General features: G+C 56.3%; 22 protein-coding genes. 8 read left to right on the top strand and 14 right to left on the bottom strand.

Going from position 1 to position 25,381, the window contains the following annotated elements:
* Window positions 1-17: 17 nt before the first annotated feature.
* Together rplY and V1572_RS18160 are read right to left on the bottom strand one after the other, a co-directional pair.
* A complete protein-coding gene (gene rplY, locus V1572_RS18165) occupies window positions 18-302 on the bottom strand; it encodes a 50S ribosomal protein L25 (protein WP_008500956.1) in 285 nt (94 codons plus the stop codon).
* Between the two features lie 125 nt (window positions 303-427).
* Window positions 428-2,188 carry a DEAD/DEAH box helicase gene (locus tag V1572_RS18160; protein ID WP_196351917.1) on the bottom strand — a complete coding sequence of 587 codons (1,761 nt, stop codon included), beginning with the start codon at window positions 2,186-2,188 and terminating at the stop codon, window positions 428-430.
* Between the two features lie 281 nt (window positions 2,189-2,469).
* Here V1572_RS18160 and rsuA point away from each other — a divergent pair, with 281 nt between their 5' ends.
* From rsuA to V1572_RS18145, 3 genes are all read left to right on the top strand, one after another.
* Complete coding sequence (gene rsuA, locus V1572_RS18155; protein ID WP_021241522.1) at window positions 2,470-3,177, top strand: 16S rRNA pseudouridine(516) synthase RsuA; 708 nt, start codon at window positions 2,470-2,472, stop codon at window positions 3,175-3,177.
* A 15-nt stretch (window positions 3,178-3,192) separates the two neighbouring features.
* Entirely contained in the window at window positions 3,193-4,389 is a 1,197-nt protein-coding gene (locus tag V1572_RS18150) for a Bcr/CflA family multidrug efflux MFS transporter (protein ID WP_045334334.1), read from the top strand.
* A gap of 278 nt (window positions 4,390-4,667) precedes the next feature.
* Window positions 4,668-5,012, top strand: coding sequence for a YejG family protein (locus tag V1572_RS18145; RefSeq protein WP_008500952.1), 345 nt, complete (start codon window positions 4,668-4,670; stop codon window positions 5,010-5,012).
* A 3-nt stretch (window positions 5,013-5,015) separates the two neighbouring features.
* On the opposite strand, the gene yejF is transcribed toward V1572_RS18145, so the two are convergent.
* The 9 genes from yejF to V1572_RS18100 form a co-directional block, all read right to left on the bottom strand.
* Complete coding sequence (gene yejF / locus V1572_RS18140; protein ID WP_395299451.1) at window positions 5,016-6,605, bottom strand: microcin C ABC transporter ATP-binding protein YejF; 1,590 nt, start codon at window positions 6,603-6,605, stop codon at window positions 5,016-5,018.
* Window position 6,606: 1 nt separating this feature from the next.
* Window positions 6,607-7,632 carry an ABC transporter permease gene (locus V1572_RS18135; protein WP_395300001.1) on the bottom strand — a complete coding sequence of 342 codons (1,026 nt, stop codon included), beginning with the start codon at window positions 7,630-7,632 and terminating at the stop codon, window positions 6,607-6,609.
* The gene (locus V1572_RS18130; RefSeq protein ID WP_395299450.1) at window positions 7,632-8,726 is read right to left on the bottom strand and encodes a microcin C ABC transporter permease YejB; all 1,095 of its coding nucleotides are present in this window, start codon (window positions 8,724-8,726) and stop codon (window positions 7,632-7,634) included. Before V1572_RS18130 ends, V1572_RS18135 begins: the two co-directional genes overlap by 1 nt.
* Before the next feature lie 9 nt (window positions 8,727-8,735).
* Window positions 8,736-10,541, bottom strand: coding sequence for an extracellular solute-binding protein (locus tag V1572_RS18125; RefSeq protein ID WP_048028192.1), 1,806 nt, complete (start codon window positions 10,539-10,541; stop codon window positions 8,736-8,738).
* A gap of 74 nt (window positions 10,542-10,615) precedes the next feature.
* Window positions 10,616-12,172, bottom strand: coding sequence for a cyclic di-GMP phosphodiesterase (locus tag V1572_RS18120; protein ID WP_045334347.1), 1,557 nt, complete (start codon window positions 12,170-12,172; stop codon window positions 10,616-10,618).
* A 127-nt stretch (window positions 12,173-12,299) separates the two neighbouring features.
* Entirely contained in the window at window positions 12,300-12,869 is a 570-nt protein-coding gene (gene mepS / locus V1572_RS18115) for a bifunctional murein DD-endopeptidase/murein LD-carboxypeptidase (protein WP_008500946.1), read from the bottom strand.
* Window positions 12,870-13,296: 427 nt separating this feature from the next.
* A complete protein-coding gene (locus V1572_RS18110) occupies window positions 13,297-13,998 on the bottom strand; it encodes a phosphatase PAP2 family protein (protein ID WP_165473151.1) in 702 nt (233 codons plus the stop codon).
* Between the two features lie 33 nt (window positions 13,999-14,031).
* Complete coding sequence (locus tag V1572_RS18105; protein WP_395299449.1) at window positions 14,032-15,018, bottom strand: CobW family GTP-binding protein; 987 nt, start codon at window positions 15,016-15,018, stop codon at window positions 14,032-14,034.
* Between the two features lie 122 nt (window positions 15,019-15,140).
* The gene (locus tag V1572_RS18100) at window positions 15,141-16,607 is read right to left on the bottom strand and encodes a mannitol dehydrogenase family protein (protein WP_395299448.1); all 1,467 of its coding nucleotides are present in this window, start codon (window positions 16,605-16,607) and stop codon (window positions 15,141-15,143) included.
* Window positions 16,608-16,812: 205 nt separating this feature from the next.
* On the opposite strand from V1572_RS18100, the gene uxuA reads away from it, so the two are divergent.
* Window positions 16,813-18,003 carry a mannonate dehydratase gene (gene uxuA / locus V1572_RS18095; protein WP_048028201.1) on the top strand — a complete coding sequence of 397 codons (1,191 nt, stop codon included), beginning with the start codon at window positions 16,813-16,815 and terminating at the stop codon, window positions 18,001-18,003.
* A 117-nt stretch (window positions 18,004-18,120) separates the two neighbouring features.
* Here the strand turns inward: uxuA and yeiP are convergent, their stop codons facing one another.
* Entirely contained in the window at window positions 18,121-18,693 is a 573-nt protein-coding gene (yeiP, locus tag V1572_RS18090; protein ID WP_008500940.1) for an elongation factor P-like protein YeiP, read from the bottom strand.
* A 164-nt stretch (window positions 18,694-18,857) separates the two neighbouring features.
* Here yeiP and V1572_RS18085 point away from each other — a divergent pair, with 164 nt between their 5' ends.
* Window positions 18,858-19,112 carry a YkgJ family cysteine cluster protein gene (locus V1572_RS18085; RefSeq protein ID WP_045908692.1) on the top strand — a complete coding sequence of 85 codons (255 nt, stop codon included), beginning with the start codon at window positions 18,858-18,860 and terminating at the stop codon, window positions 19,110-19,112.
* Here the strand turns inward: V1572_RS18085 and setB are convergent.
* Window positions 19,109-20,290: a sugar efflux transporter SetB gene (setB, locus tag V1572_RS18080; protein ID WP_395299447.1), complete on the bottom strand. Its 1,182-nt coding sequence runs from the start codon at window positions 20,288-20,290 to the stop codon at window positions 19,109-19,111. The genes V1572_RS18085 and setB overlap by 4 nt on opposite strands.
* A gap of 361 nt (window positions 20,291-20,651) precedes the next feature.
* Between setB and fruB the strand changes: the two genes are divergently transcribed.
* Genes fruB through fruA form a run of 3 tightly spaced genes read left to right on the top strand, consistent with a single transcriptional unit; the run spans window position 20,652 to window position 24,422 of the window.
* Window positions 20,652-21,782, top strand: a complete 1,131-nt coding sequence (gene fruB, locus V1572_RS18075) for a fused PTS fructose transporter subunit IIA/HPr protein (protein WP_395299446.1) — start codon at window positions 20,652-20,654, stop codon at window positions 21,780-21,782.
* The gene (gene fruK / locus V1572_RS18070) at window positions 21,782-22,720 is read left to right on the top strand and encodes a 1-phosphofructokinase (protein ID WP_008500936.1); all 939 of its coding nucleotides are present in this window, start codon (window positions 21,782-21,784) and stop codon (window positions 22,718-22,720) included. Before fruB ends, fruK begins: the two co-directional genes overlap by 1 nt.
* A 16-nt stretch (window positions 22,721-22,736) precedes the next feature.
* A complete protein-coding gene (gene fruA, locus V1572_RS18065; protein ID WP_063622106.1) occupies window positions 22,737-24,422 on the top strand; it encodes a PTS fructose transporter subunit IIBC in 1,686 nt (561 codons plus the stop codon).
* Window positions 24,423-24,469: 47 nt separating this feature from the next.
* Here the strand turns inward: fruA and nfo are convergent, their stop codons facing one another.
* Entirely contained in the window at window positions 24,470-25,327 is an 858-nt protein-coding gene (gene nfo / locus V1572_RS18060; RefSeq protein ID WP_063622105.1) for a deoxyribonuclease IV, read from the bottom strand.
* Between the last annotated feature and the right edge of the window lie 54 nt (window positions 25,328-25,381).

Raw genomic sequence — 25,381 nt, 5'->3', positions numbered from 1 at the left:
TTTCGACAGGTTTGCGATTACGCGCGAACGAAGTCGATGTGAGTCAGTTTTGGCTTGAACGCGTGACGCTGAACAGCCTGAACTTTCACTTTTTCTTCTTTACCGCCAACAACGATGGTCAGAACTTCGCTGTAGAATTCAGCTTTGGTCTGCAGGTTCCACAGTTTGTCGTGATCCAGTTCGATTGCAACTGGAGCAGCTTCGCCACCGTAAACGATAGCCGGGAACTTGTTAGCGGTACGCAGGCGGCGGCTCGCACCCTTACCCTGCACGTTACGTACTTCTGCTTCGATAGTAAACATTGATTTCTCTCTGTATTTAAAACCCTACTACAGGCGACCCAGCAGCAGGTGAGTGTTCTGCCTCACGGATGTGAAGCGGGCGGCATTTTATACTCAAATGCCCCTCACATCAATGAAAAGTCCCGCTACCCGCGCAATTCGTTGGCGCGACGGAAGCGACCTTCGTAGTCGAAGAGTTTTTCGCGCACCTGCCAGAACTGGCCTTTTTTGCGGGCGACCACAAAATCCGGATGGCGCAATAGCACCTGCTGGCGCACGATATCGGCCACGGTGATCCAGCGCAGGGGCACGCCCGGAGTGCGGGTGTGCGGGCGGATAAACAGCTGTTCGAAGGCCGTTCGCTGAGCTGGCGTCTGAAGCCGGAAGCGCTCGCTGACGTCCGCCCCGTCTTCATCGTAATAGGTGATTTTCAGCCATTCGCCTTTTTCATCGGCACCGGGCTGCAACGCCATGCCGGAACAGCGCAGCACCAGCGCATCTTTCAGCTTTAATGCCGCTTTCAGCATGTCGTCCGGGTCAACCAGCACCGTGTCGCACTCCCGACAGCGGCGAGCGGCAATGTCATTTTCGGCGTTGCACTGCGGGCAGTTTTTAAAGCGGAAACGAAAATCGCACTGCTCGCGATGCCCATCATCATCTTCAAACCAGCCCTGACAGCGGCGGCCAAAATGTTCGATCAGCGTGCCGTCGGCGGTGGTTTTGCCCCAGAAGGTGTTGGCAAACCCGCAGGCAGGGCAAAAGACCTGAACGGGCACGTTGTCGCTTTTCCCTTTTGGCGCGCCGACCTCAGGCGTATAGAGATCGTGCGGGTTACCGGCATAATCCAGAATCAGGCAGTCGGTTTTCCCCGGTGCCAGACGCAGGCCGCGGCCAACAATTTGCTGATACAGACTGACCGATTCGGTCGGGCGCAAGATAGCGATCAGGTCGACGTGCGGGGCGTCAAAGCCGGTGGTCAACACCGACACGTTAACCAGATAGCGGAACTGCTGGGCTTTAAAGGCCTCAATCAGGCGGTCGCGCTCGGGGCCGGGCGTCTCGCCGGTGATGAGCGCCGCGTCGCCGGAGGGCAGTAACCCGGTGATTTCTCGCGCGTGCTCAACGGTGGCGGCAAAGATCATCACCCCTTTGCGCGTCGCGGCGAACTCCTCAATCTGGCTGATGATATGCGGCGTAATGCGCTTTTGCTTTTTCAGCTCCTGGTTAAGATCCGCTTCGCTGAATAACCCGTTGCTCTGCGCCTGCAGGCGGCTGAAATCGTACTGCACCACCGGCATATCCAGCCGTTCAGGCGGCGTCAGGTAGCCATGTTTAATCATGTAGCGCAGCGGAAGCTCGTAGATGCAGTCGCTAAACAGGGCCTTGTCATCGCCGCGCACCATGCCGTGATAATGGTAGCGATAGATCCAGCCTTTCCCCAGACGAAACGGGGTCGCCGTCAGGCCCAGCAGGCGCAGGTGAGGATTCACCTCTTTCAGGTGGGACAGGATTTGCTGATACTGGCTGTCGTCGTCATCGCTGATGCGGTGACATTCGTCGACAATCAGCAGCGAAAATTCGCTGCGAAACAGATCCAGATTGCGGGCCACCGACTGCACGCTGCCAAACACCACTTTGCCGTGGCTCTCTTTACGCTTTAGCCCGGCGGCGAAAATGTCGGCTTCCAGTCCAAGCGCACAATACTTGGCATGGTTTTGCGCGACGAGCTCTTTAACGTGCGCCAGCACCAGCACGCGGCCGCGGGCAAGACGCGCCAGTTCGGCAATGACCAGGCTTTTGCCTGCACCGGTCGGGAGCACAATCGCCGCCGGCTCGCGATGTTTGCGGAACCAGGCGAGGGTGGCGTCAACGGCTTCCTGCTGATAGGGACGAAGTGTAAAAGTCATAGGGTCTCGGTTTCGTTATTCCGCACATATACCCGTCATACTTCAAGTTGCCTGTGCGTTGGCTGCACTCGTTCACCCCGGTCACTTACTTATGTAAGCTCCCGGGGATTCACTCCTTTGCCGCCTTCATGCAACTCGAATTATTTAGGGTATAGATAGTATGCCACGAAACTTTTTCCCTTGAGTGGCGCAACCAGACCATTATACTGAACCGTTCCAGACTGCTTCTTTTTTCGGACCTGTTGTCCGACTTCCTGCACCATTAAGGCTAAAAAGATTTCATGCGACTTGATAAGTTTATCGCTCAGCAACTCGGCGTAAGCCGCGCTATTGCCGGGCGCGAAATTCGCGCCAGCCGCGTTACCGTGGACGGCGACATTGTGAGAGACAGCGCGTTCAAACTGCAACCTGACCATCAGGTGGAGTATGACGGCAATCCGCTGACCCAGCAGCACGGTCCGCGCTACTTCATGCTCAATAAGCCGGAAGGCTACGTCTGCTCAACGGACGATCCGGATCACCCGACGGTGCTCTATTTCCTCGACGAGCCGGTGGCGCACAAGCTGCACGCCGCAGGTCGACTCGATATCGACACCACCGGGCTGGTGCTGATGACCGACGACGGTCAGTGGTCACACCGCATCACCTCTCCACGCCACCACTGCGAGAAAACCTATCTCGTGACGCTGGAGTCACCGGTGTCGGATGACACGGCAGAGCACTTCGCGAAAGGCGTTCAGCTGCATAATGAAAAAGATCTGACCAAACCGGCGGTGCTCGAAGTCATCACCCCGACCGAGGTCCGCCTGACCATCAGCGAAGGGCGCTATCATCAGGTGAAACGTATGTTTGCCGCGGTGGGGAACCACGTTGTTGGCCTGCATCGCGAACGGATTGGTGCGATTGAACTCGATCCCGACCTGGCGCCTGGCGAATATCGCCCGTTAACGGAAGAAGAGATCGCCAGCGTCGGTCTGCCTTCGCACTAATTTCAGGAGAACTCTGTGACCACCAGGCCACACTCGTCGTTCAAAATCGTCTTCATTCTTGGCCTGCTGGCCATGCTGATGCCGCTGTCTATTGATATGTACCTGCCCGCGCTGCCGGTCATTTCCGCGCAGTTTGGCGTTCCGGCGGGCAGCGCGCAGATGACGCTCAGCACCTATATTCTTGGCTTTGCCCTCGGCCAGCTGTTTTATGGCCCGATGGCCGACAGCCTTGGACGCAAGCCGGTCATTCTGGGCGGGACGCTGGTCTTTGCGGCCGCAGCGGTTGCCTGCGCGCTGGCGCAGACTATCGATCATCTGATTATCATGCGTTTCTTCCACGGTCTGGCGGCGGCAGCGGCAAGCGTGGTGATTAACGCCCTGATGCGCGATATCTACCCGAAAGAAGAGTTCTCCCGCATGATGTCGTTTGTCATGCTGGTGACGACGATTGCGCCGCTGGTGGCCCCGATGGCCGGTGGTGCGGTGCTGGTGTGGTTCAGCTGGCATGTGATTTTCTGGATCCTGGCCCTGGCCGCGCTGCTGGCCTCCGCAATGATCTTCTTCTTTATTGATGAAACGCTTCCCGTCGAGCGCCGCCAGAAGTTTCACATCCGAACCACAATTGGTAACTTTGCCTCGCTGTTTCGCCACAAGCGCGTGCTCAGCTATATGCTGGCGAGCGGGTTCAGCTTCGCCGGAATGTTCTCCTTCCTGAGCGCCGGGCCGTTTGTCTACATCGAGCTGAACCACGTTTCGCCGCAGCACTTCGGCTATTACTTTGCGCTTAACATCGTCTTCCTGTTCATTATGACCATCATTAACAGCCGCTTTGTCCGACGGGTGGGGGCGCTGAACATGTTCCGCGCCGGGCTGTGGATCCAGTTTGTGATGGCGATCTGGCTGGTGGTGAGCGCGTTTCTGGGTGTGGGCTTCTGGGCGCTGGTGGTCGGCGTGGCGGCCTTTGTCGGCTGCGTGTCGATGGTGTCATCCAATGCGATGGCGGTGATTCTGGATGAGTTCCCGCACATGGCAGGAACCGCATCTTCCCTGGCCGGGACATTCCGCTTCGGCATCGGCGCTATCGTCGGCGCGTTGCTTTCGATGGCCACCTTTACGACGGCATGGCCCATGCTGTGGGCGATGGCTTTTTGCGCAACCAGCTCGATACTCTTCTATCTTTACGCCAGCCGACCGCGAAAAGCGGTCCACTAAAACACAGAGAAGGCCCGGCAGGGCCTTTTTTGTTGATGCATATCAACCAAACCCCGTTCGTTTATGCTGTGTTTGTTTATTTTATGTAAAATCTATTTGTGTAAAAAGTCACATCATTGTATTCAAAAAGGTTGAGTTAGATCGCAGAAACGGGTACATATAGCGCCGACGCGAGCCTGAATACCGATAAAAAAGTGCTGAATAGTGCAGGCTGACGATGATGTGTTACTATAAATGTAAATAAATTGTGAAGTAAATTTTGCTTCCGGGGAACGAACGTGAATACATTACAACTTTCTATTGTCCATCGCTTGCCCCAGAGCTATCGCTGGTCGGCGGGATTTGCTGGTTCGAAAGTTGAACCGATTCCGCAAAACGTCGCGGGCTGTGAAAACTGCCTGGTGGCGCTCAAGCTGTTAAGCCCGAGTGACGAAAATGCCTGGCGGGTGATGGAGCGCCTCAGTCAGGCCCTGACGGATATCGAAGTGGACAGCTCCGTACTGGAGTGCGAAGGTGAGCCGTGCCTGTTTGTGAAAAGCCAGGACGAGTTTGCTGCCACCTGCCGTCTGAAAAATTTTGGCGTTGCCATTGCCGAGCCTTTCTCCGGCCAGTACCCGTTCTGAGCGCTAGTCTGACGACAACAGCTGGCGCGTGTAGCGCTGCGTTGGCGCGCTAAATACGCGCTGGCAATCGCCCTGCTCGACCACCTCTCCCTGACGCAACACAATCACCTGATGGCATAGCGCCCGCACCACCTGTAAATCATGGCTGATAAAGATATAGGCCAGCCGGTGCTTTTCCTGTAACCCTTTCAGCAGCGCCAGGATCTGCGCCTGAACGGTCCTGTCCAGCGACGACGTGGGTTCATCCAGAATAATCAGCTCCGGTTTCAGGATCAGCGCGCGGGCAATGGCGATACGCTGGCGCTGCCCACCGGAAAATTCCGCAGGGTAGCGGTGGCGCGTCTCGGGATCTAGACCCACTTCGGTCATGACCCGCATGACCTCCTGCTCGCGTTGCTGCGCGCTCAGGCCGGGCTGATGGACGCGCAGACCCTCTTCGATAATCTGTAACACGCTGAGCCGTGGGTTAAGCGAGGAGTTGGGATCCTGAAACACCACCTGCATGCGGGGACGCACGGGCAGCATCTGGCGGCGGTTCCAGCGGTGCAGCGGCATATCGTCAAACAGGATCTCGCCCTGGGAGGCAATTAAGCGCAGCAGCGCCAGACCGGTGGTGCTTTTACCCGAGCCGGATTCGCCCACCAGCCCCAGGGATTCCCCCGGGCGCAGCGAGAAGCGGAGGTTTTTCAGCACCGGGTTGCGATCGACAATGCGTCGCAGAATACCTTTGCGGATCGGGAACGAGACGGACAGATCCTCAACGCGCAGCAGCGGCGTGCTGTCCGCATCGAGAGGAACCGGGTCGCCGGAGGGTTCGCTGTCGAGCAACCGCTGCGTATAGGGGTGCTGCGGTGCGCTCAGCAGCGTTGACGCCGTATTCTGTTCAACACAGCGCCCGTTCTGCATCACCGCCACGCTGTCGGCCAGCTTTCTGACAATGCTCAGGTTGTGCGTGATAAACAGCAGGCTCATGTTCAGCTCGTCACGCAGTTCCCGCAGCAGCGTCAGTATTTGGGCCTGTACCGTCACGTCCAGCGCCGTTGTGGGCTCGTCGGCTATCAGCAGTTCGGGGCGCGTGAGTAGGGCCATGGCGATCATCACGCGCTGGCGTTCGCCGCCGGAGAGCTGATGCGGAAAATCATTCAGTCGTTTGGGCGCATTGCGTATGCCTGTGCGTTCAAGACAATCCAGAATTTCTCCCCGCGCGGCCTCTTTGCGCATCCCACGGTGCAGGGAGAGCACTTCATAGAGCTGTTTTTCCAGACTGTGCAGCGGGTTAAGCGACACCATCGGCTCCTGGAAAATCATCGCGATTTTGTTGCCGCGAATGCCGCGCAGGGTCTGTTCGTCGGCCTGCAGCAGCGAACGGCCGTGAAAGAAAATATCCCCTTGCGGGTAGCTCACCGGCGGAGAGGGCAGCAGCCGCAGGATGGAGAGCGCCGAAACGCTCTTGCCTGAACCCGATTCACCCACCAGGGCCAGCGTTTCACCGCGCTGGATCTGCAGCGTCAGGTCGCTGACCACGGTACGCGTCTCGTCCTGTTTTGAAAAGGCAATCGACAGGTTATCAATACTGAGCAGGGGCTGGGTCATCTTATACCGCCTTGTTCGGATCAAAGGCATCGCGCACGGCTTCGCCAATAAAAATCAGCAGCGACAGCAGTACGGCCACGGAAAGAAAGGCGGCGATGCCTAACCACGGTGCCTGCAGGTTGTTCTTGCCCTGCAGCAGCAGTTCGCCAAGCGATGGGGAACCCAACGGTAACCCGAAACCGAGAAAATCCAGTGAGGTGAGGGTGGTGATGGAGCTACACAGAATAAACGGCAGGAAGGTGAGCGTTGCCACCACGGCGTTGGGCAACATATGGCGGAAAATGATCCCGCGATCGCTCACGCCAAGCGCCTGCGCGGCGCGAATATAGTCGAAATTACGGGTGCGCAGAAACTCGGCCCTTACCACACCGACCAGCGCCATCCAGCCGAACAGGACGGTGATGCCTAATAGCCACCAGAAGTTGGGCTGTACGACGCTGGAAAGCAGGATGATCAGAAACAGCGTCGGCATGCCTGACCAGACTTCAATAATCCGCTGACACCACAGGTCAATCTTCCCGCCGTAGTAACCCTGAACGGCACCCGCCACGACGCCCATCACGCTGGAGAAGAGCGTCAGCATCAGTCCAAAGAGAAGCGAGATTCGTGTACCGTACAGGATGCGTGCCAGCACGTCGCCGCCGTTAGCATCCGTTCCCAGCCAGTTTTGCGCGGAGGGCGGGGAAGGGAAGGGGCTTGTGGTGGCGAAGTTAATGCTGTTAGCGCCAAAACGTACCGGCGCCCAGAGCGCCCAGCCGTGCTGCTCAATCTGCTGGCGAAGCCATGGATCCTGATACTCCGCTGGTGTCGCAAACGGGCCGCCAAAGTCGCTTTCGCTGTAATTGGCGATGACCGGCACGTACCAGCGATCGTTAAAATGCACCAGCAGCGGTTTGTCGTTGGCGATCAGTTCTGAAAACAGGCTCAAGACAAACAGCACGGCAAAAATACACAGCGACCAGTAGCCGCGGCGGTTATGGCGAAAGCGGGCCCAGCGGGCCTGATTGACGGGGCTTAAACGCGGCATCATCGGCCCTCAAAATCGATTCGGGGATCGACCAGCGTATAGCTGATATCGCTGATGATATTCAGCAGCAGGCCAATCAGGGTAAATATATAGAGTGTGCCAAACATTACCGGATAATCGCGCGACACGGTGGCCTCATAGCCCAGCAGCCCCAGACCGTTGAGCGAGAACATCACCTCTATCAGCAGCGAGCCGGTAAAAAACATACTGATGAACGTGGCCGGAAACCCGGCGATCACCAGCAGCATGGCGTTGCGGAACACGTGTTTCCACATGATCTGCTTCTCGCTCACGCCTTTGGCGCGGGCCGTGACGACGTACTGTTTACGAATTTCATCGAGAAAGGCGTTTTTGGTCAACATGGTCAGGGCCGCAAACCCGCCAATGACCGTTGCCAGAACCGGCAGTGTGATATGCCAGAGATAGTCGGTAATTTTCTGGTACCAGGTCAGGGAGTTGAAATCGGCGGAGACGAGCCCTCGCAGCGGGAAGAGGTCGAAATAACTTCCCCCGGCAAAAAAGACGATCAGCAGGACAGCAAACAGAAACGCCGGGATGGCATAGCCGATAATGATGAACGTGCTGCTCCAGATATCGAACCGGCTGCCGTTGTACACCGCTTTGCGGATCCCGAGCGGAATAGAGACCAGATAGATGATAAGCGTACCCCACAGCCCCAGCGTGATCGAAACCGGCAGGCTTTGCTTGATCAGCGTCAGCACTGACGCACTGCGAAACAGGCTATCGCCAAAATCAAAGCGGATGTAATCCCAGAGCATCTTGAAATAGCGCTCGTGAATCGGTTTGTCAAAGCCGTAGCGGTGGGTGATCTCGGCGATCACTTCCGGATCCAGCCCGCGTCCCCCGCGGTAGTGGCTTTCACTGATATTCCCTACGCCGGTTCGCGCATGGCTGGCGCCCATCCCTTCACCGCCGCCGCCGGGCATGCCGCCGCTGTTGCCAAATTCAATGGCGGCAATGGCCTGATCGACCGGCCCACCGGGGGCGATTTGCACGATAAAAAAGTTAATCGTGATGATGGCCCACAGGGTGGGGATGACCAGCAGCAGACGGCGGAGAAGATAGGCACCCATGATAATTCCTTATCGCCGCTCAGCGGGAAGTCTGGCGGCTTTGTTAACGTCATACCACCAGGTATCAAAGCCCAGGGAGTAGACAGGGCGCACGGCAGGCACGGAGAACTTATCCCAGCGCGCAAGGCGATCTTCGCCCATATACCACATCGGCAGCATGTAGTAGTTCCAGGTTAAGACCCTGTCGAGGGCGCGCCCGAGCGGGAGGAGCTTTTCTTTATCCCCCTGCGCCGCCACGATTTTCGCAATCAGCGCATCAATCGCCGGGCTTTTAACCCCCGGCGCGTTGTACGAGGAGTCGATGTAGCTGGAGGCCCAGGAGATTTGCAGGTCCGAGCTGGGCCACGGTTGGGCGGGCCACAGGCGCTGCATCATGTCGTAATCACGGCTGCGCATGCGGCTGGTGATCTGCGCGTTATCCACCTGGCGAATGTTCATGGTCACGCCCAGCCGCTCAAGGTTGTGCTTAAACGGCAGCACCCACTGATCGTTGCCCCCGGACGAGAGCAGCAGCTCAAAGCTGAGCGGCTTGCCCGTTTTGGCATCAACACGTTTTTGATTCTTCAGGTGCCAGCCCGCCTCATCCAGCAGCTTGCTGGCCTTCAGCAGGTTGTCGCGGTCGTAACCATCACCCTTCGATGCGGGCGGCTGAAACACGGTGGTGAAAACCTGCGGTGGCAGTTCCGCTTTCAGCGGCGCCAGCAGGACCAGCTCGTCGGCTTTCGGATAATCGCGCGCGGCGTATTCGGTATTCTGAAAATAGCTGTTGGCGCGGCTGTAGGCACCGTAAAACAGCGCTTTGTTCATCCACTCAAAATCAAAGGCCAGGGAGATGGCTTCCCGCACCCGGCGATCGCTAAATACCGGACGTTGAATATTAAACGCCAGCCAGCGCGTGTCTTGCGCAGACGCATTTTTGTGCTCGTCTTTGACGATATAGCCTTTAGCAAAATTTTTGCCGATATAGCGGGTCGCCCAGTTTTTGGCGCTGCTCTCGACGCGCAAATCGAAGGCCCCGGCTTTGAACGCCTCAAACGCCACGTTATCGTCGAGGTAGTAATCATAACGAAGGGTGTCGAAGTTCCAGCGCCCGCGGTTTACCGGCAGATTGGCCGCCCAGTAGTCTTTGACGCGGGAATAGACGACATATTGCCCCATGCGCCAGTCGGTAATGCGGTAGGGGCCGCCAGCCAGTGGTGGCGTGGAGAGCGGGTCGCTCAGCTTATGATCTTTCCAGAACGATTCCGGCATCACCGGCAGCGAGAACAGGCTCAGCATGTTCTCTTTGTTGGGGTCGCTCAGTTCGATGCGCACGGTGAGCGGCGCAATGGCTCTGACCGACGCGCCTTTATATACGATGCGGAACTGGGGCACGCCTTCGGTCATGAATTTATGGAAGGTGAAGGCGACGTCGCTGGCCTTAACCGGCGTGCCATCGTGAAAACGTGCTCGCGGGTTCAGCGAGATTTCCGCCCAGGCGAAGTTATCGGCGTAGCGCACGTTCTCGGCAATCAGCGGATAATAGCTACCGGGCTCGTCATCGGAGGTGACAAAGAGCGTATCGTAAAGGGATTCCGTCCGCGCGGCCGCCACGCCGCGCAGGGCGTAGCGGTTGAAGTTGTCGAAGGTTCCCGTGGCGGAAAGCGTGACCTTACCGCCCTTAGGCGCGGCAGGGTTGACGTAATCAAAGTGCGTAAAATTGACCGCGTATTTCGGCTCGCCAATCACCGCGAAGGCGATATTTTCTTTGATGGCTTGCGCCTGGCTGGACAGGCTCGTGAATGCCAACATCAGCAACATAAAGCGCATAAGCATCTCGCGGCAGCTCCCTCTTTTACAGACCGGCTCGGTTAAGCTGAATAATAAGTGACGTCGCGGACAATGTGAAATTAATCGCCCTCGGGCGAAATATCAGGACGCCATTCGCGGAACTGCGCCAGCGGCATGGGACGGCTAATCCAGTATCCCTGCAGGAAGTTAACGCCGTGTTCGCGTAGCCAGGCCGCCTGTTCCGGCGTCTCTACCCCTTCGGCGACGGTCGACATATTCAGTCGTCTTGCCAGCGTCAGAACGGCATCCAGCACCGGCGACGTCACGGTCTCAGTACCGATCGCATTAACAAAACCACGGTCTATTTTGAGGTAGTCCATGGTGAAATGCTCCAGGTAAATCAGCGCGCTGTGGCCGGTTCCAAAATCATCAATGGCGATTTCAAACCCTTCGTTATGCAGCCATTCGAAGAGGCTGTTGGCTTCCCGATGGTTAAGCATATCGCGCTCGGTAATTTCCAGCACGATCTGGAAATAATCCGGCGGCAGTAACGCTTTGAAGGTGCGCATATCGTCCTTGAAGCTTTCCGCATGCAGATGCCCCGGCGCAATGTTAATGCCCACCTTGGCGCCCGGAGGTAACAGCGTTTGTAATACGGGAGCGTCGTGAATGATAAGATCAAAGAGATGCAGCGTCAGCGGGACAATCAGCTTCTGCGCTTCGGCAAAATTAATAAACGCGTCCGGCGGAATTTCTCCCATTGTCGGGTGTTTCCAGCGCATCAGGACCTCAAGCCCGGTCATCCTGAGCGATTTGGCATCGACGACGGGTTGATAGACCACATAAAACTGACCGCGCTTGATGGCGCTTAAAATTTCTTTACCCGGATTGAGCCGAATGCTGAGGATGTAGTAGTTAAGCGATCCGGCACAAATACCGCATACCAGCCCGAAAAACAGCGCATAGAGGATTTCATCGCCTGTCCATGCGTCCGCATACAGGTTGATGGTCAGGGGGACGTCTTTCAGTGTCGCCGTGCGGACCGGGATGTCATGCAGTTCGTGTGCATGAACCAGGGTGCTGGACCGCGTCGACAGCGCGTTATCGCCGATGATGATGGCGATACCCGCGAACTCGTCCTGGCGCTCCGTGTAGAGCAGGTAAGGCGTCAGATTAATATTCACTGAGGTGAACACGCCGCCATCTTTTACTAATGGGTTGCGGTACCAGATCGCAATCGCAGGCTCATCAGGCAGCATGGGGGTACCCGGAAGCAGGGCCATATCGATCTGTTTATCGATGTTCAGCTCAGGTATCAGCGTCTTCATCGGGACATTCATCGGGCCTGTCGCGGAAGAGCAGAACGCCATCTTGTCCCTGACCAGCAGGAAGGCGCGAACGTTAATGCTGAAGGCCGCGCGTGAGGTGAGTTCCTGATTGACGTCGTGGCAGGTATTTAGCGTGAGGGGCTGGAGAACATTGACCGCTTTTTTTAAATCGTCGAAATAGCTCCCCATGTAGGCGCTCACATCATTCACCAGGGTGTCGAATTTGACTTCTCGCTTGTGGTAACTCCAGGAAAATTGCAGGGAACCCAGGAGCAGGGCGGTAATGAGACCAGTGATAATACTGAGGATCAGTATCTTGCGATTACTGGAGAAGTAGCGGGTAAGCATAGACGTCGTGATTCCTGAAAAGCCGCTGGATGTATTCAGTGTAACGGGCAAAAAAAAACACTGCCGAAGCAGTGCTTTTTTTCATCATATCGCCAGCCAAGGGATAACCAACGATACAATAGCGATATTAACTGCGGGTCAGTACGCGGCGCGCTTCGTTATAACGCTTCTTCCAGTACGGTTCGTTCATGCTGGAAATGGTCACACCGCTGCTGGTGGAAGCATGTACAAACTGGTCATTACCAATGTAGATGCCAACATGTCGACCTGTCGAACCGGCACGGAACAGAACTAAATCACCGGTGCGCAGTTTGGTACGTGAAATCGACTTGCCCATCTCCTGCTGTTCATAGGTCGAACGCGGAAGATCTAACCCAAATTGCTCGCGGAACGTACGCTGTACAAAACCGGAACAATCAATACCTGTTTTCGTGCTGCCGCCAAGACGATAACGCACGCCTTTCCAGTCAGCATACTGGTCCATAATTCGGGACTTCACGTCCAGATTACGTACCATATTTTCAAATTCATCCTGAGAGGCTTGCAGTGAAGAGGAATCTTCCATTCCCACAACACGCGTCTCAGGATGCATATTCTTTGCGGTGTTCGATGTACTACATGCAGATAACAGTACCGCGACTGCTATCGCCGGGATCCCCCGTAAGATATATCTCAGAAACGGTTGAGATTTGACCATTTTGTTTATTATCCCTTGAAGTCCTTAACGACAAATATCGTTATAAAAATGCCAAACGTGACGAGACTAATTATCTGTTCACATTGAGACAATTCTTTCTGGTCACATTTGTGGCGTAGCGCACAAAATTATTCACCATCGAAATAATTATCCCTATGGGGCAAAACGAGTTCGAGATTAACCGATTGCCAGGGGTATTGCGAGTAAAAAAAGCCTTTTTTTTATAAGAAAATGTGATACAGAAAGTAAAAATCCGTAATTGCTTAAAATGCGGTCAGATCCGAGGCTTTATCGCGCAATTGCTTCATTTTTATCATGAATGTGATGACAAGAATATGACACTGGGAAAAGATCGTGGCGGGAAGGCTATCGGGGATCATGTCGATCCCTGATAGCTCACGTTAATTTAAGTTAGTTTTTTGTTCAATTATTGTTGCGCTTTACCGGGAAGGTAGCGATCGAACAGCGCTATTATCCTGTCGCTCAGTGGGGTCATCAAACACCACGGCAGCGCAATCAGCGCAACGGAAAGCGAACCGACGGCAATATCGGTGAACCAGTGAGCGCCAATCATTACGCGCGGGAAGGCAAAAACCACAAAAATAATCAGGGCTATGGCAAACGCTTTTCTGCCGAAATAGCGAAGCATAATTGCGGAAAAAATAAGCAGCATCATGCCGTGATCGCCAGGGAAACTGTCCTTCGACGCATCTTTTGTTGGAATATGCAGCAGCTCACTGACGCGATAAATATCGGTGAAAAAGAGCGTTGGGCTGGAACGCTTAACCGGAATAATCGCGGTGGCCAGCTGGTTAATGATGACAGCAAACAGCAGCATCACCAGACCGATAATCAGAATACGTCGGCGTCCTGCTTTATCTTCTTTCAGCCAGAAAGAGAGCATCAGGCAGCCCATCGCCAGCAGCGAGAAGCCGTCAAAGGCACGGTTGTTGGTGATGGCCACCAGCCACAGAAACGCCTTGCTCTTCACCAGCTCCTGGTTGAAGAAGTGGAAGAGGGCAGAATCCAGTGGGAACCAGAAACCATGATTCACCGGGATATACCAGGAGAAGAAAAGCGCCAGACCGGCGACATTAAGCAGTAATATCAGGGGAAATCGAGTTGTCATAACGTTCTGCATAGAGTGAAAACTGGGGCAACGTTAGCCGCCCGAACTTAAACGAATCCTCAACAGGCTGGACTGGAGGGCATTCCAGTCGGCGTTAACCGCACTAATTAACTCTATTCGGCTGTCGGGCGGCGCCACGTTTTGCGTTTCAATAAAGAAATCGTCGCCCTGCCGGTTGATCCGCACCAGTCCGTCCGGCGTGCGCATGATCCCTTTCACGCGATCGACGGGCGCAAGGCGGGCCCACTCCAGGATCCCAATGGTGTCAAAAACGGTTTCAGCATCAAAAATCCATCCGCAGGCCTGATATCCCTGACCGCTGTTCAGATTACGACGCCAGCGCTGGTGCTCCGGCAGACTCAGGGCTGCCAGACCCTGCTTAACCGGGTGACTGTGCGCATGCTCCGCGCTGGCGGGCAACGCGGTGAGGTTCAGACGAGGCAGGTCAAGCAGGGCGCTATCAATATTCCCCTGGGTGGCCTGCACCCGCGTGCGATTGCCGCCAAAATGGTGCCACCACGCCTCCAGCGCGGCCTGGCTTTCTGGCGTGGCGCGATCTTCCTTGTTGGCGACGATCACATCCGCCGAGGCAAGCTGATCGCGGAAGTTCTCGTTGGCCACCGCCTTGTCATCCAGAAGCTGGCGCGGATCGAGCAGGCACAGGGTGGCGCGCAGATCGATCCACGGCTCGTAAACCGGGGCTGTCAGCAAATCGAGGATCTGCTTCGGGTGACCCAGCCCGGTGGGTTCAATCAGCAGGCGGTCAGGTTTGCCCTGACGCAGTAGGGTATTGAGCCCGACCTGCATCGGCAGGCCATTAACGCAGCACATGCATCCGCCGGGGATCTCTTTAATCATCGCGCCGCTGGATGACAGCAACGCGCCGTCAACGCCCACCTCGCCAAATTCATTGACCAGCACGGCCCACTTCTCGGCCGGATCTTTATTCGCCAGCAGGTGGAGAATTGAGGTGGTTTTACCGCTGCCGAGAAAACCGGTGATGAGGTTGGTTTTGGTCACGTGCGCTCCGGATGAGAATTGTGATGCTATAACACTGTTCTCTATCCTGGCGAAAAACGGGCCCCGTGAGAAGGGGAAGGGCGAACGGAGGCCTCATCCGTTCGCATTAAGCGCAATAATCGTTAAAGATTTAACGTTTCGATAACAGCCTGACGCGCGCCGTGGCGGGTAATGCGCTCATAGGCCTGGCTGACAGCCTCCACAAAAACGCGATTATGCGCAAGATCGTGCCCGAAGACCTCACTCAGCCCCAGCAGCGCGTGGACGCGGTTGGCGTCGCTGCTGGCGTCGACGATGGCGCGGATTTTATCGCTGAGGGGATCGCGAACATCAATTGCGTTTCCGCGTTCGTCGGTACCGCTGACGTAGCGTATCCAGCCGGCCACGCCCAGGGCCAGCAGCGACCACGGCGTATTTCGCTCAAGATGAACGCGGATCCCGTCCAGCATTCTCTGGGGCAGCTTCTGGCTACCGTCCATCGCGATTTGCCAGGTCCGATGCTGGAGGGCCGGGTTGGCAAAGCGTTCGATCAGACTATCGGCGTATGCCGTGAGGTCGACATCCTTGATGCGCAACGTGGGGGCCTGCTCGTCCAGCATCAGCCGACGGGCGGCTTCGCGGAACGCCGCGTCCTCCATACATTCATTTATATGAGCGTAGCCCGCGAGGTACCCCAGATACGCCAGGAAAGAGTGGCTGCCGTTGAGCATGCGTAATTTCATCTGCTCCCAAGGCAGCACATCCTGCACCATCTGGACACCCGCCACTTCCCACTCGGGACGCCCGGCGACAAAATTATCTTCCACGACCCACTGAATGAACGGCTCGCAGCTGATGGCGCACGGATCTTCCACGCCGAGCGCGTCGGTGATTTCCGCCAGCGAGGCCTCCGTTGCGGCGGGCACAATCCTGTCGACCATCGTCCCCGGGAAACTCACGTGGCTATCAATCCATTCAGATAACCCTGCGGAACGTTTTTGCGCCATGCCCAGCACCGCGTTTTTCACCACGTGCCCGTTGTCAGGGATATTGTCGCAGGACAGCACGGTAAACGCAGGCAAGCCGCGCTCGCGGCGGCGGTGGAGGGCTTCGACCAGGATGCCAGGGGCCGAATGTGGCTCGGAGGGGTTTTCAAGGTCGTGGACGATCCGGGGGTTATTCAGATCGAGTTTTCCGGTCGCGGGATCGATGCAATAGCCTTTTTCCGTGATGGTGAGCGAGACAATCGCAACCTGAGGCTCGCAAAATTTCTCAATAATGGCGGGCAGAGAGTCCAGCTTTGCGTTCAGGCATTCATGGACAGCACCGACGATAATGGCCTCATTTCCTTCAGCCCCTTTTTCCAGCACGGTGAACAGATGATCCTGCGCGCGCAGCTGGCTCATCAGCACATCGCCGCTGAAAAGGCTAATCTCACAAATCCCCCAGTCGCCGCCTTTTTCATTCAGCACCCGGTTTGTTAACAATGCCTGGTGCGCACGGTGAAACGCGCCAAAGCCAAAGTGGACGATGCGGGAGCGTAATGACTGGCGATCGTAGCGAGGTTGCTGAACCCGGGCAGGAAGGGCGGTGGAGGCAATTGTCTTCATGAGATACACACCTGATTAACCATTAATTAACAATGCCAGTGTAAAGTTATATGACAGCAAATAAAATTGGTGAGCCGTAAATATCCCCGTTATGTGAGTTTGATCAATCAATGTGTGGCGGTGTATTGACCCTTCACGGCAAACATGTATGGTAGTCGTCATTGCAGTAGCACATATTGGTATAACAACTTAAGAGGGTGAGGCAATGGAACAAACCTGGCGTTGGTACGGGCCGAACGATCCGGTTTCTCTTGATGATGTGCGTCAGGCTGGCGCAACGGGTGTCGTCACGGCGCTGCATCATATTCCTAACGGTCAGGTCTGGCCGGTAGAGGAAATACAGACGCGTCAGGCGCTGCTGGCGGAGAAGGGATTAACCTGGTCTGTGGTAGAAAGCATTCCGGTTCATGAAGATATCAAAACCCATTCAGGGGAGTACCAGACCTGGATTGCTAACTACCAGCAGAGCATCCGTAACCTTGCGGCCTGCGGCATTGATACGGTTTGCTACAACTTCATGCCTATCCTGGACTGGACGCGAACCGATCTTGAATATCAGATGCCGGACGGCTCGAAAGCGCTGCGTTTCGATCAGATTGCCTTTGCGGCATTCGAACTGCACATTCTGAAACGCCCTGGCGCCGACGCGGATTACACCGCGGAAGAGCAGCAGCAGGCGCTCGCGTGGTTTAACGCCGCCAGTGACGCAGATATCGAAAAGCTGACCCGTAATATTATTGCGGGCCTGCCGGGGGCTGAAGAAGGGTATACGCTGGATCAGTTCCGCGCCCGCCTGGCGGAATACGGCGATATTGATAAGCAGCAGCTGCGTGAAAACATGGCGTATTTCCTGCGCGCTATCGTGCCGGTTGCGGAAGAGGTAGGGGTTCGCCTGGCCGTACATCCGGACGATCCACCGCGTCCAATCCTCGGCCTGCCGCGTATCGTATCCACGATTGAAGATATGCAGTGGCTGAAAGAGACGGTCGACAGCATCTATAACGGCTTCACCATGTGTACCGGCTCCTACGGTGTGCGGGCGGATAACGACCTGGTGCGGATGATTGAAACCTTCGGCGATCGTATCCACTTCACGCATCTGCGCGCGACCTGCCGCGAAGAGAACCCAAAAACCTTCCACGAGGCGGCGCACCTGGGCGGTGATGTGAATATGGTGGCGGTGGTAGACGCCATTCTGGCGGAAGAGGCGCGTCGCAAGCAGACTGGCGATGTGCGTCCTATTCCGTTCCGTCCTGACCACGGCCATCAGATGCTGGACGATCTGCGCAAAAAAACTAACCCGGGTTATTCGGCGATTGGCCGTCTTAAAGGGATGGCGGAAGTGCGCGGCGTTGAGCTGGCGCTGAAGATGACGAAGTATCCGGAGCTGCTGTAACCGGAATTGCCGGGTGGCGGCTTCGTCTTACCCGGCCTACAAAAACACAAAAACCGGCTTCAGGGCCGGTTTTTTCGTAGGTCGGGTAAGCGTAGCGCCACCCGACAAATGCCGCAATCAGTCAGCGCGACCCATATAGCGTTTTTCTTCAATATGGATGCGGATCTTCTCGCCAGCAGAGAGGTATTCCGGTACCTGCACAACCAGGCCGGTTGTCAGGGTCGCCGGTTTGTTGCGGGCACTTGCGGATGCGCCTTTGATGCCAGGTGCCGTTTCAACGATTTCCAGATCGACCGTCTGAGGCAGTTCCAGCGCCAGCAGCACGCCGTCCCAGGTCAGAACCTGCATGTCTGGCATACCGCCTTCCGGGATGAACAGCAGCTCTTCTTCAATCTGATCTTTGGTGAAGATGTACGGGGTGTAATCTTCTTTGTCCATGAACACATATTCGTTGCCGTCGATGTAGGAGAAATCAACATAGCGACGGGTCAGGGTCACGGTATCAACGATATCGTCACCTTTAAAGCGCTCTTCCACCTTCAGGCCGGTACGCACATCGGCGAAACGCATTTTGTACAGCGTAGCTGCACCACGGGCGCTTGGTGCCTGAATATCGATATCTTTCACAATCAGCAGTTTGCCGTTGTAATTCAGTACCATACCTTTCTTAATTTCGTTCGCTCTTGGCATTGCAGTAATCCTGTTTACGGGAGGTAAAAAATATCGCGCCAAATTACTCGCGCGCGGCCTTTCAGGCAAGAGGAATTCGTGGCTTTTGCTATCAATACGCAAAAGGTGTTACTGTGCGCGCGATGCCCGACTGTACGGGCATCCGCCAGCGAAAGAGAGCATTTATGGATTGCCGTCCCGATTGTGGCGCGTGCTGTACTGCACCGTCCATTTCAAGCCCCATTCCAGGAATGCCCGAGGGCAAGCCTGCCAATACCCGCTGCGTTCAGCTCTCGGAAACCAACCTGTGCATGATCTTTGGCTCACCGCTGCGTCCGAAGGTCTGCTCCGGGCTTCAGCCCACGGCCGAAATGTGTGGCAGCACGCGCGAGCAGGCGATGACGTACCTTCTTGAGCTTGAATCGCTCACCGCACCTTAAACGTCTTTAATCTTCGCCAGACAGCCTATCGTCAGCGTACACATCACCAGCGCAATCCAGAACACCGTGTGATAGTTCCAGATTTCGGCCACAACACCGGCCATTGAGCCGGCAATAATCCAGCCCACGCGGGTGGTATTAGTATAAAGGGTGGTGGCAGAGCCTGCCTGGCCCGGCATCAGGTCCTGGAAATAGAGCATGCCTATCCCGGCGAGAATGCCAATATAGATGGCGTTCAGCAGCTGTAACGCCAGCAATAGCTCAGGCGTATGTACCGTCAGCATGCCGAGATAGAACAGCAGACCGGCGACGGCGGCGATGCGCATTAAAAAACGTTTCCCGAAGCGCTTTGCGTAATAGCCTGCGATAAGCATGGTCGGGATCTCAAGCCCGGCCGCGGTGCCCATCATGATGCCCGCCAGCTTCTCCGACAGGTGCAGTTCATTAATAATAAACAGCGGCATATTGATGATATAGAGGCTATTGGTGCCCCACATCAGCGTGCAGATCGCGAACAGGAGCAGGGCATCGCGGCGGTTACGGCGTGGCGCTTCCAGCACGCCCGTTGCCACTTTGGGCTCTTTGCGCATGGACGGCAGGAAGAACCACACCAGCGCGCCGCACGCCACAAACGCGACCGCCGCGCTCAGGTACATCACCGTAAAGCCAAAACCCATCGCCAGCGCGTAAGCCAGCGGCGGGCCAATCACCCACGCCAGCGACACCTGTGCACGCAGAACAGAGCTGAACATCACCGCTTCACGTCCGGTATGGTCGGCGTGTTCGCGGGCAAGCGCGAACAGCTGTGGGTTCGCCGTCGAACCAAAGCTGCTCAGGAATACCCCGACGAAAAGCAGAATGAAGTAGTTGCGGTTCCAGGCAAACAGAACGCAGGCCAAAACCCCCAGCAGGCAGCAGAAAACGATCAGGCTTTTACGATCGCCTTTTCTGTCGGACCGCCCCGCCAGGAACTGACTGACCAGGATGCCGATGATGGCGCTTCCGGTAAAAAAGAAGCCAACCAGCGCCGGACGAACATGAACCTCATTGGTCAAAAATAAGCTCAGCGTCGGCGTCTGTAACGCACCGGCAATGCCCGTGAAGAAGGCAACAATCAGGAAGGCCGCTGAGGTCAAATCAAAGGGCTTCGGCGAGGCAGCCGCAGGGATGTTATGCATGTTTTATAATTAGCGAGTAGCAGGGAGGGGCGGAGTGTACGCCGTCAGCTAAAAAATAAACAGTGGGTGCGGTCAATGATGCCACGAAAAATCAAAATGGCATTTCATCTTGCATCCACATCGGCTGACCTTAGCTGAAACTGACTTGCTGAACTTCAGCAAAATTCAGCTGAACGAAGAAGAAATGTGCTGTATCTCTAAATTCTGCAATCTGAAATACGAGTTTTCTTGCAAGGCATTGCAGAAAGCGCAAGACTTTTTGAAACGTTTCAGCGCTATCTTGTTTTAACAAACGGAGCAGGCTAGCGCATTTTTTCTCATTAAAGCTGAAACGATTCAAGTTCAGCAGGAGTGGAGAACCATGTTCCAGTTATCTGTTCAGGATATCCACCCGGGCGCTCAGGCCGGGGATAAAGAAGAGGCTATTCGCCAGGTTGCCGCTGCGCTTGTGCAGGCGGGTAACGTCGCGGACGGCTATGTCAACGGCATGCTGGCGCGCGAGCAGCAGACCTCAACCTTCCTCGGCAATGGGATCGCCATTCCGCACGGCACCACCGACACCCGCGATCAGGTGTTGAAAACCGGCGTTAAGGTTTACCAGTTCCCGCAGGGCGTACTCTGGGGAGACGGTCAGGTAGCCTATGTGGCCATCGGTATCGCGGCCAGCAGCGACGAACACTTAGGTCTGCTGCGTCAGCTGACGCATGTCCTGAGCGATGACGCGGTGGCTGAACAGCTTAAATCCGCCACCACCGCGGAAGAGCTGCGCGCCTTGCTGATGGGCGAAAAACAGAGTGAAGCGCTGAAACTGGATAATGAAACGCTGACGCTGGATGTAGTTGCTTCCGATCTGGTGACGCTGCAGGCGCTGAACGCGGGCCGCCTGAAAGAAGCCGGCGCGGCGGATGCCACCTTTGTGACGCGCGTGATTAACGATAAGCCGTTGAATCTGGGTCAGGGTATCTGGCTGAACGACAGTGCTGAAGGCAACCTGCGCAGTGCGATTGCCGTGAGCCGTGCGGCCAATGCATTTGACGTAGAAGGCGAACGCGCGGCCATGCTGGTGACCGTGGCGATGGCTGATGAACAGCCGGTTTCCGTGCTGAAGCGTCTGGGCGACCTGCTGCTGAACAACAAAGCTGAAAAGCTGCTGAACGCTGATGCCTCCACCGTGCTGGCACTGCTGACCAGTGATGATGCGCTGACGGATGACGTGCAAACCGCGGAGTCCGTGGTGCGGAACGAACACGGCCTGCATGCCCGCCCGGGCACCATGCTGGTGAATACCATTAAACAATTCGAGAGTGAGATTACCGTGGCGAATCTTGACGGCACGGGCAAACCGGCCAACGGCCGTAGTCTGATGAAAGTGGTCGCGCTGGGCGTGAAGAAAGGCCACCGTCTGCGTTTCACCGCGCAGGGTGCCGATGCTGAACAGGCGCTGAAAGCGATTGGCGATGCCATCGCGGCAGGTCTGGGGGAGGGCGCATAATGAGCAGACGTGTTGCGACTATTACGCTAAACCCGGCTTATGACCTGGTAGGATTTTGCCCGGAAATTGAGCGCGGCGAAGTCAACCTCGTGCGTACCACCGGCCTGCATGCTGCGGGCAAAGGGATTAACGTCGCGAAAGTGCTCAAGGATCTCGGTATTGATGTCACCGTGGGCGGATTCCTCGGTAAAGACAACCAGGATGGGTTCCAGCAGTTGTTCAGCGAGCTGGGCATTGCCAACCGTTTTCAGGTTGTTCAGGGCCGTACCCGTATCAACGTTAAGCTGACGGAGAAAGACGGTGAAGTAACCGATCTGAACTTCTCAGGCTTCGAAGTGACGCCGTCAGACTGGGAACGCTTTGTCAACGACTCGCTGACCTGGCTAGGCCAGTTCGACATGGTCTGCGTCAGCGGCAGCCTGCCGTCCGGCGTGAGCCCGGAAGCCTTTACTGACTGGATGACGCGCCTGCGCAGCCAGTGCCCATGCATCATTTTTGACAGCAGCCGTGACGCGCTGGTTGCGGGCCTGAAAGCCTCACCGTGGCTGGTGAAGCCGAATCGCCGCGAGCTGGAGATCTGGGCGGGTCGTAAGCTGCCAGAATTAAAAGATGTGATTGACGCTGCCCATGCGCTGCGCGAGCAGGGTATCGCTCACGTAGTGATCTCGCTTGGTGCAGAAGGCGCGTTGTGGGTTAACGCGTCTGGCGAATGGATCGCCAAACCGCCGTCAATGGAAGTTGTGAGTACCGTTGGCGCAGGGGATTCCATGGTTGGCGGCCTGATTTATGGTCTGCTGATGCGGGAATCCAGTGAACATACCTTACGTCTTGCCACTGCCGTTGCTGCCCTGGCCGTCAGCCAGAGCAATGTCGGTATTACCGATCGTACCCAGTTAGCCGCGATGATGGCGCGCGTTGACTTAAAACCTTTTAACTAACAGCAGGAGAGGAATAATGAAAACGCTGCTGATCATTGACTCCGGTCTCGGACAGGCTCGCGCCTATATGGCGAAGACCTTGCTGGGCGCGGCGGCACAAAAAGCACATCTGGAGATTATCGATAATCCAGGCGATGCAGAACTGGCCATTGTCCTGGGCGACAAAATCCCGGCTGACAGTGCGCTGAACGGTAAAAAAGTGTGGCTGGGCGATATTAATCGCGCGGTGGCACACCCGGAACTGTTCCTGAGCGAAGCGAAAGGTCATGCGTCTGTCTACAGCGCGCCTGTCGCGACGGCACCGGCTACGGCCACGGGCCCGAAACGCATTGTGGCGGTGACGGCCTGCCCGACGGGGGTAGCTCACACCTTTATGGCGGCTGAAGCCATTGAAACCGAAGCGAAAAAACGCGGCTGGTGGGTAAAAGTTGAAACACGCGGCTCCGTCGGTGCCGGCAACGCGATCACCCCTGAAGAAGTGGCGGAGGCCGATCTGGTGATTGTGGCGGCGGATATCGAAGTGGACCTGGCGAAATTTGCCGGTAAGCCAATGTACCGTACCTCCACCGGCCTGGCGCTGAAAAAGACCGCGCAGGAGTTTGATAAAGCGCTGGTAGAAGCGAAGCCGTATCAGGCAACCGGCGCGCGTCAGACCGCGACGGAAGGGAAGAAAGAGTCCGCAGGCGCCTATCGCCACCTGCTGACCGGTGTGTCTTACATGCTGCCGATGGTGGTCGCGGGCGGTCTGTGTATCGCGCTCTCGTTCGCGTTTGGTATCACCGCGTTTAAAGAACAAGGTACGCTGGCGGCTGCGCTGATGCAGATCGGCGGCGGCTCAGCCTTCGCCCTGATGGTGCCGGTTCTGGCGGGCTTTATTGCCTTCTCCATTGCTGACCGCCCGGGTCTGACCCCGGGGCTTATCGGCGGTATGCTGGCCGTGAGCACCGGTTCCGGTTTTATCGGCGGTATCATCGCGGGCTTCCTCGCCGGTTACGTCGCGAAGCTGATTAGCTCAAAGCTGAAGCTCCCGCAGAGTATGGAAGCGCTGAAGCCGATCCTGATCATCCCGCTGATTTCCAGCCTGGTGGTCGGCCTGGCGATGATTTACCTGATTGGTAAGCCGGTTGCGGGCATCCTGGCGGGTCTGACCCACTGGCTGCAAACCATGGGTACCGCGAACGCGGTTCTTCTGGGTGCAATCCTCGGCGGCATGATGTGTACCGACATGGGGGGGCCGGTGAACAAAGCGGCGTACGCCTTTGGTGTGGGCCTGCTGAGTACCCAGACCTACGCGCCAATGGCGGCGATCATGGCGGCAGGTATGGTGCCTCCGCTGGCGCTCGGTCTGGCGACGATTATTGCCCGTCGTAAGTTCGATAAAGCGCAGCAGGAAGGCGGTAAAGCCGCGCTGGTGCTGGGTCTGTGCTTCATCACCGAAGGGGCGATTCCGTTCGCGGCGCGTGACCCAATGCGTGTGCTGCCGTGCTGTATCGTTGGCGGTGCGGTAACGGGGGCGATCTCTATGGCTGTCGGTGCGAAGCTGATGGCACCACACGGCGGTCTGTTCGTGCTGCTGATCCCAGGCGCGATCACCCCGGTACTGGGTTACCTGCTGGCGATTGTTGCCGGTACGCTGGTGGCGGGTCTCTCTTACGCGGTGCTGAAACGTCCGGAAGCGGAAGTTGTGGCAAAAGCAGCGTAAGCGATAAACAACAAAAAAGCCGGGTTGCATTACGCACCCGGCTTTTTTTATGCCGCCTGTTCAGCGGGTTGCTGAGCCTTCAGCCAGGCAATCTCTTCTGCCCAGATGTCCGGATTAATGGTTTCCAGCACCATCGGAATACCGTCGAAGCGGGCGTCCTGCATAATAAAGCGAAACGCATCGTGGCCAATGTTGCCTTCGCCCAGACTGTGGTGGCGGTCAACGCGGCTACCAAAGGCGCTTTTCGCATCGTTTAAGTGCATTCCGCGCAGGTACTTAAAGCCCACAATGCGCTCGAACTCATCAAACGTGTTTTTCGTTGCCTCGGTGGTGCGCAGGTCATAACCGGCGGCAAACGCGTGGCAGGTATCAATGCACACGCCCACGCGGGATTTATCCTCCACGCCGTCGATAATCGCTGCCAGATGTTCGAACTTAAAGCCGAGGTTGCTGCCCTGACCGGCGGTATTCTCAATCACCGCGGTGACGCCTTTGGTCTTGTCCAGGGTGATGTTGATGGATTCGGCAATGCGCGCCAGGCAGGCATCTTCGTCGATCTGCATCAGATGGCTACCCGGATGGAAGTTCAGCAGCGTCAGCCCCAGCTGTTCGCAGCGCTGCACTTCATCAAGAAATGCCTCGCGGGATTTTTCCAGCGCCTCTTCAACCGGGTGACCGAGGTTGATCAGGTAGCTGTCGTGGGGGAGGATCTGGCCGGGCCCGTAGCGGTATTTCTCACAGGCGGCTTTGAAATCATCAATCACCTCAGCGGTGAGCGGTGCGGCGCGCCACTGGCGCTGATTTTTGGTGAACAGGGCGAAAGCGGTCGCCTCAATTTCGGCGGCACGAATGGCGGCATTCGCAAGGCCACCTGCAGCGCTGACGTGCGCTCCAACATATTTCATAAAGGGACTCCTGTTAACCCGAAATGCTTATGATAGCGGGTTAACAGGAGAAGG

Origin of the sequence: Enterobacter quasiroggenkampii (genome assembly GCF_043972695.1) — a bacterium.
Lineage (GTDB): Bacteria > Pseudomonadota > Gammaproteobacteria > Enterobacterales > Enterobacteriaceae > Enterobacter > Enterobacter quasiroggenkampii.
This window is presented reverse-complemented; position numbering and strand designations above follow the sequence as displayed.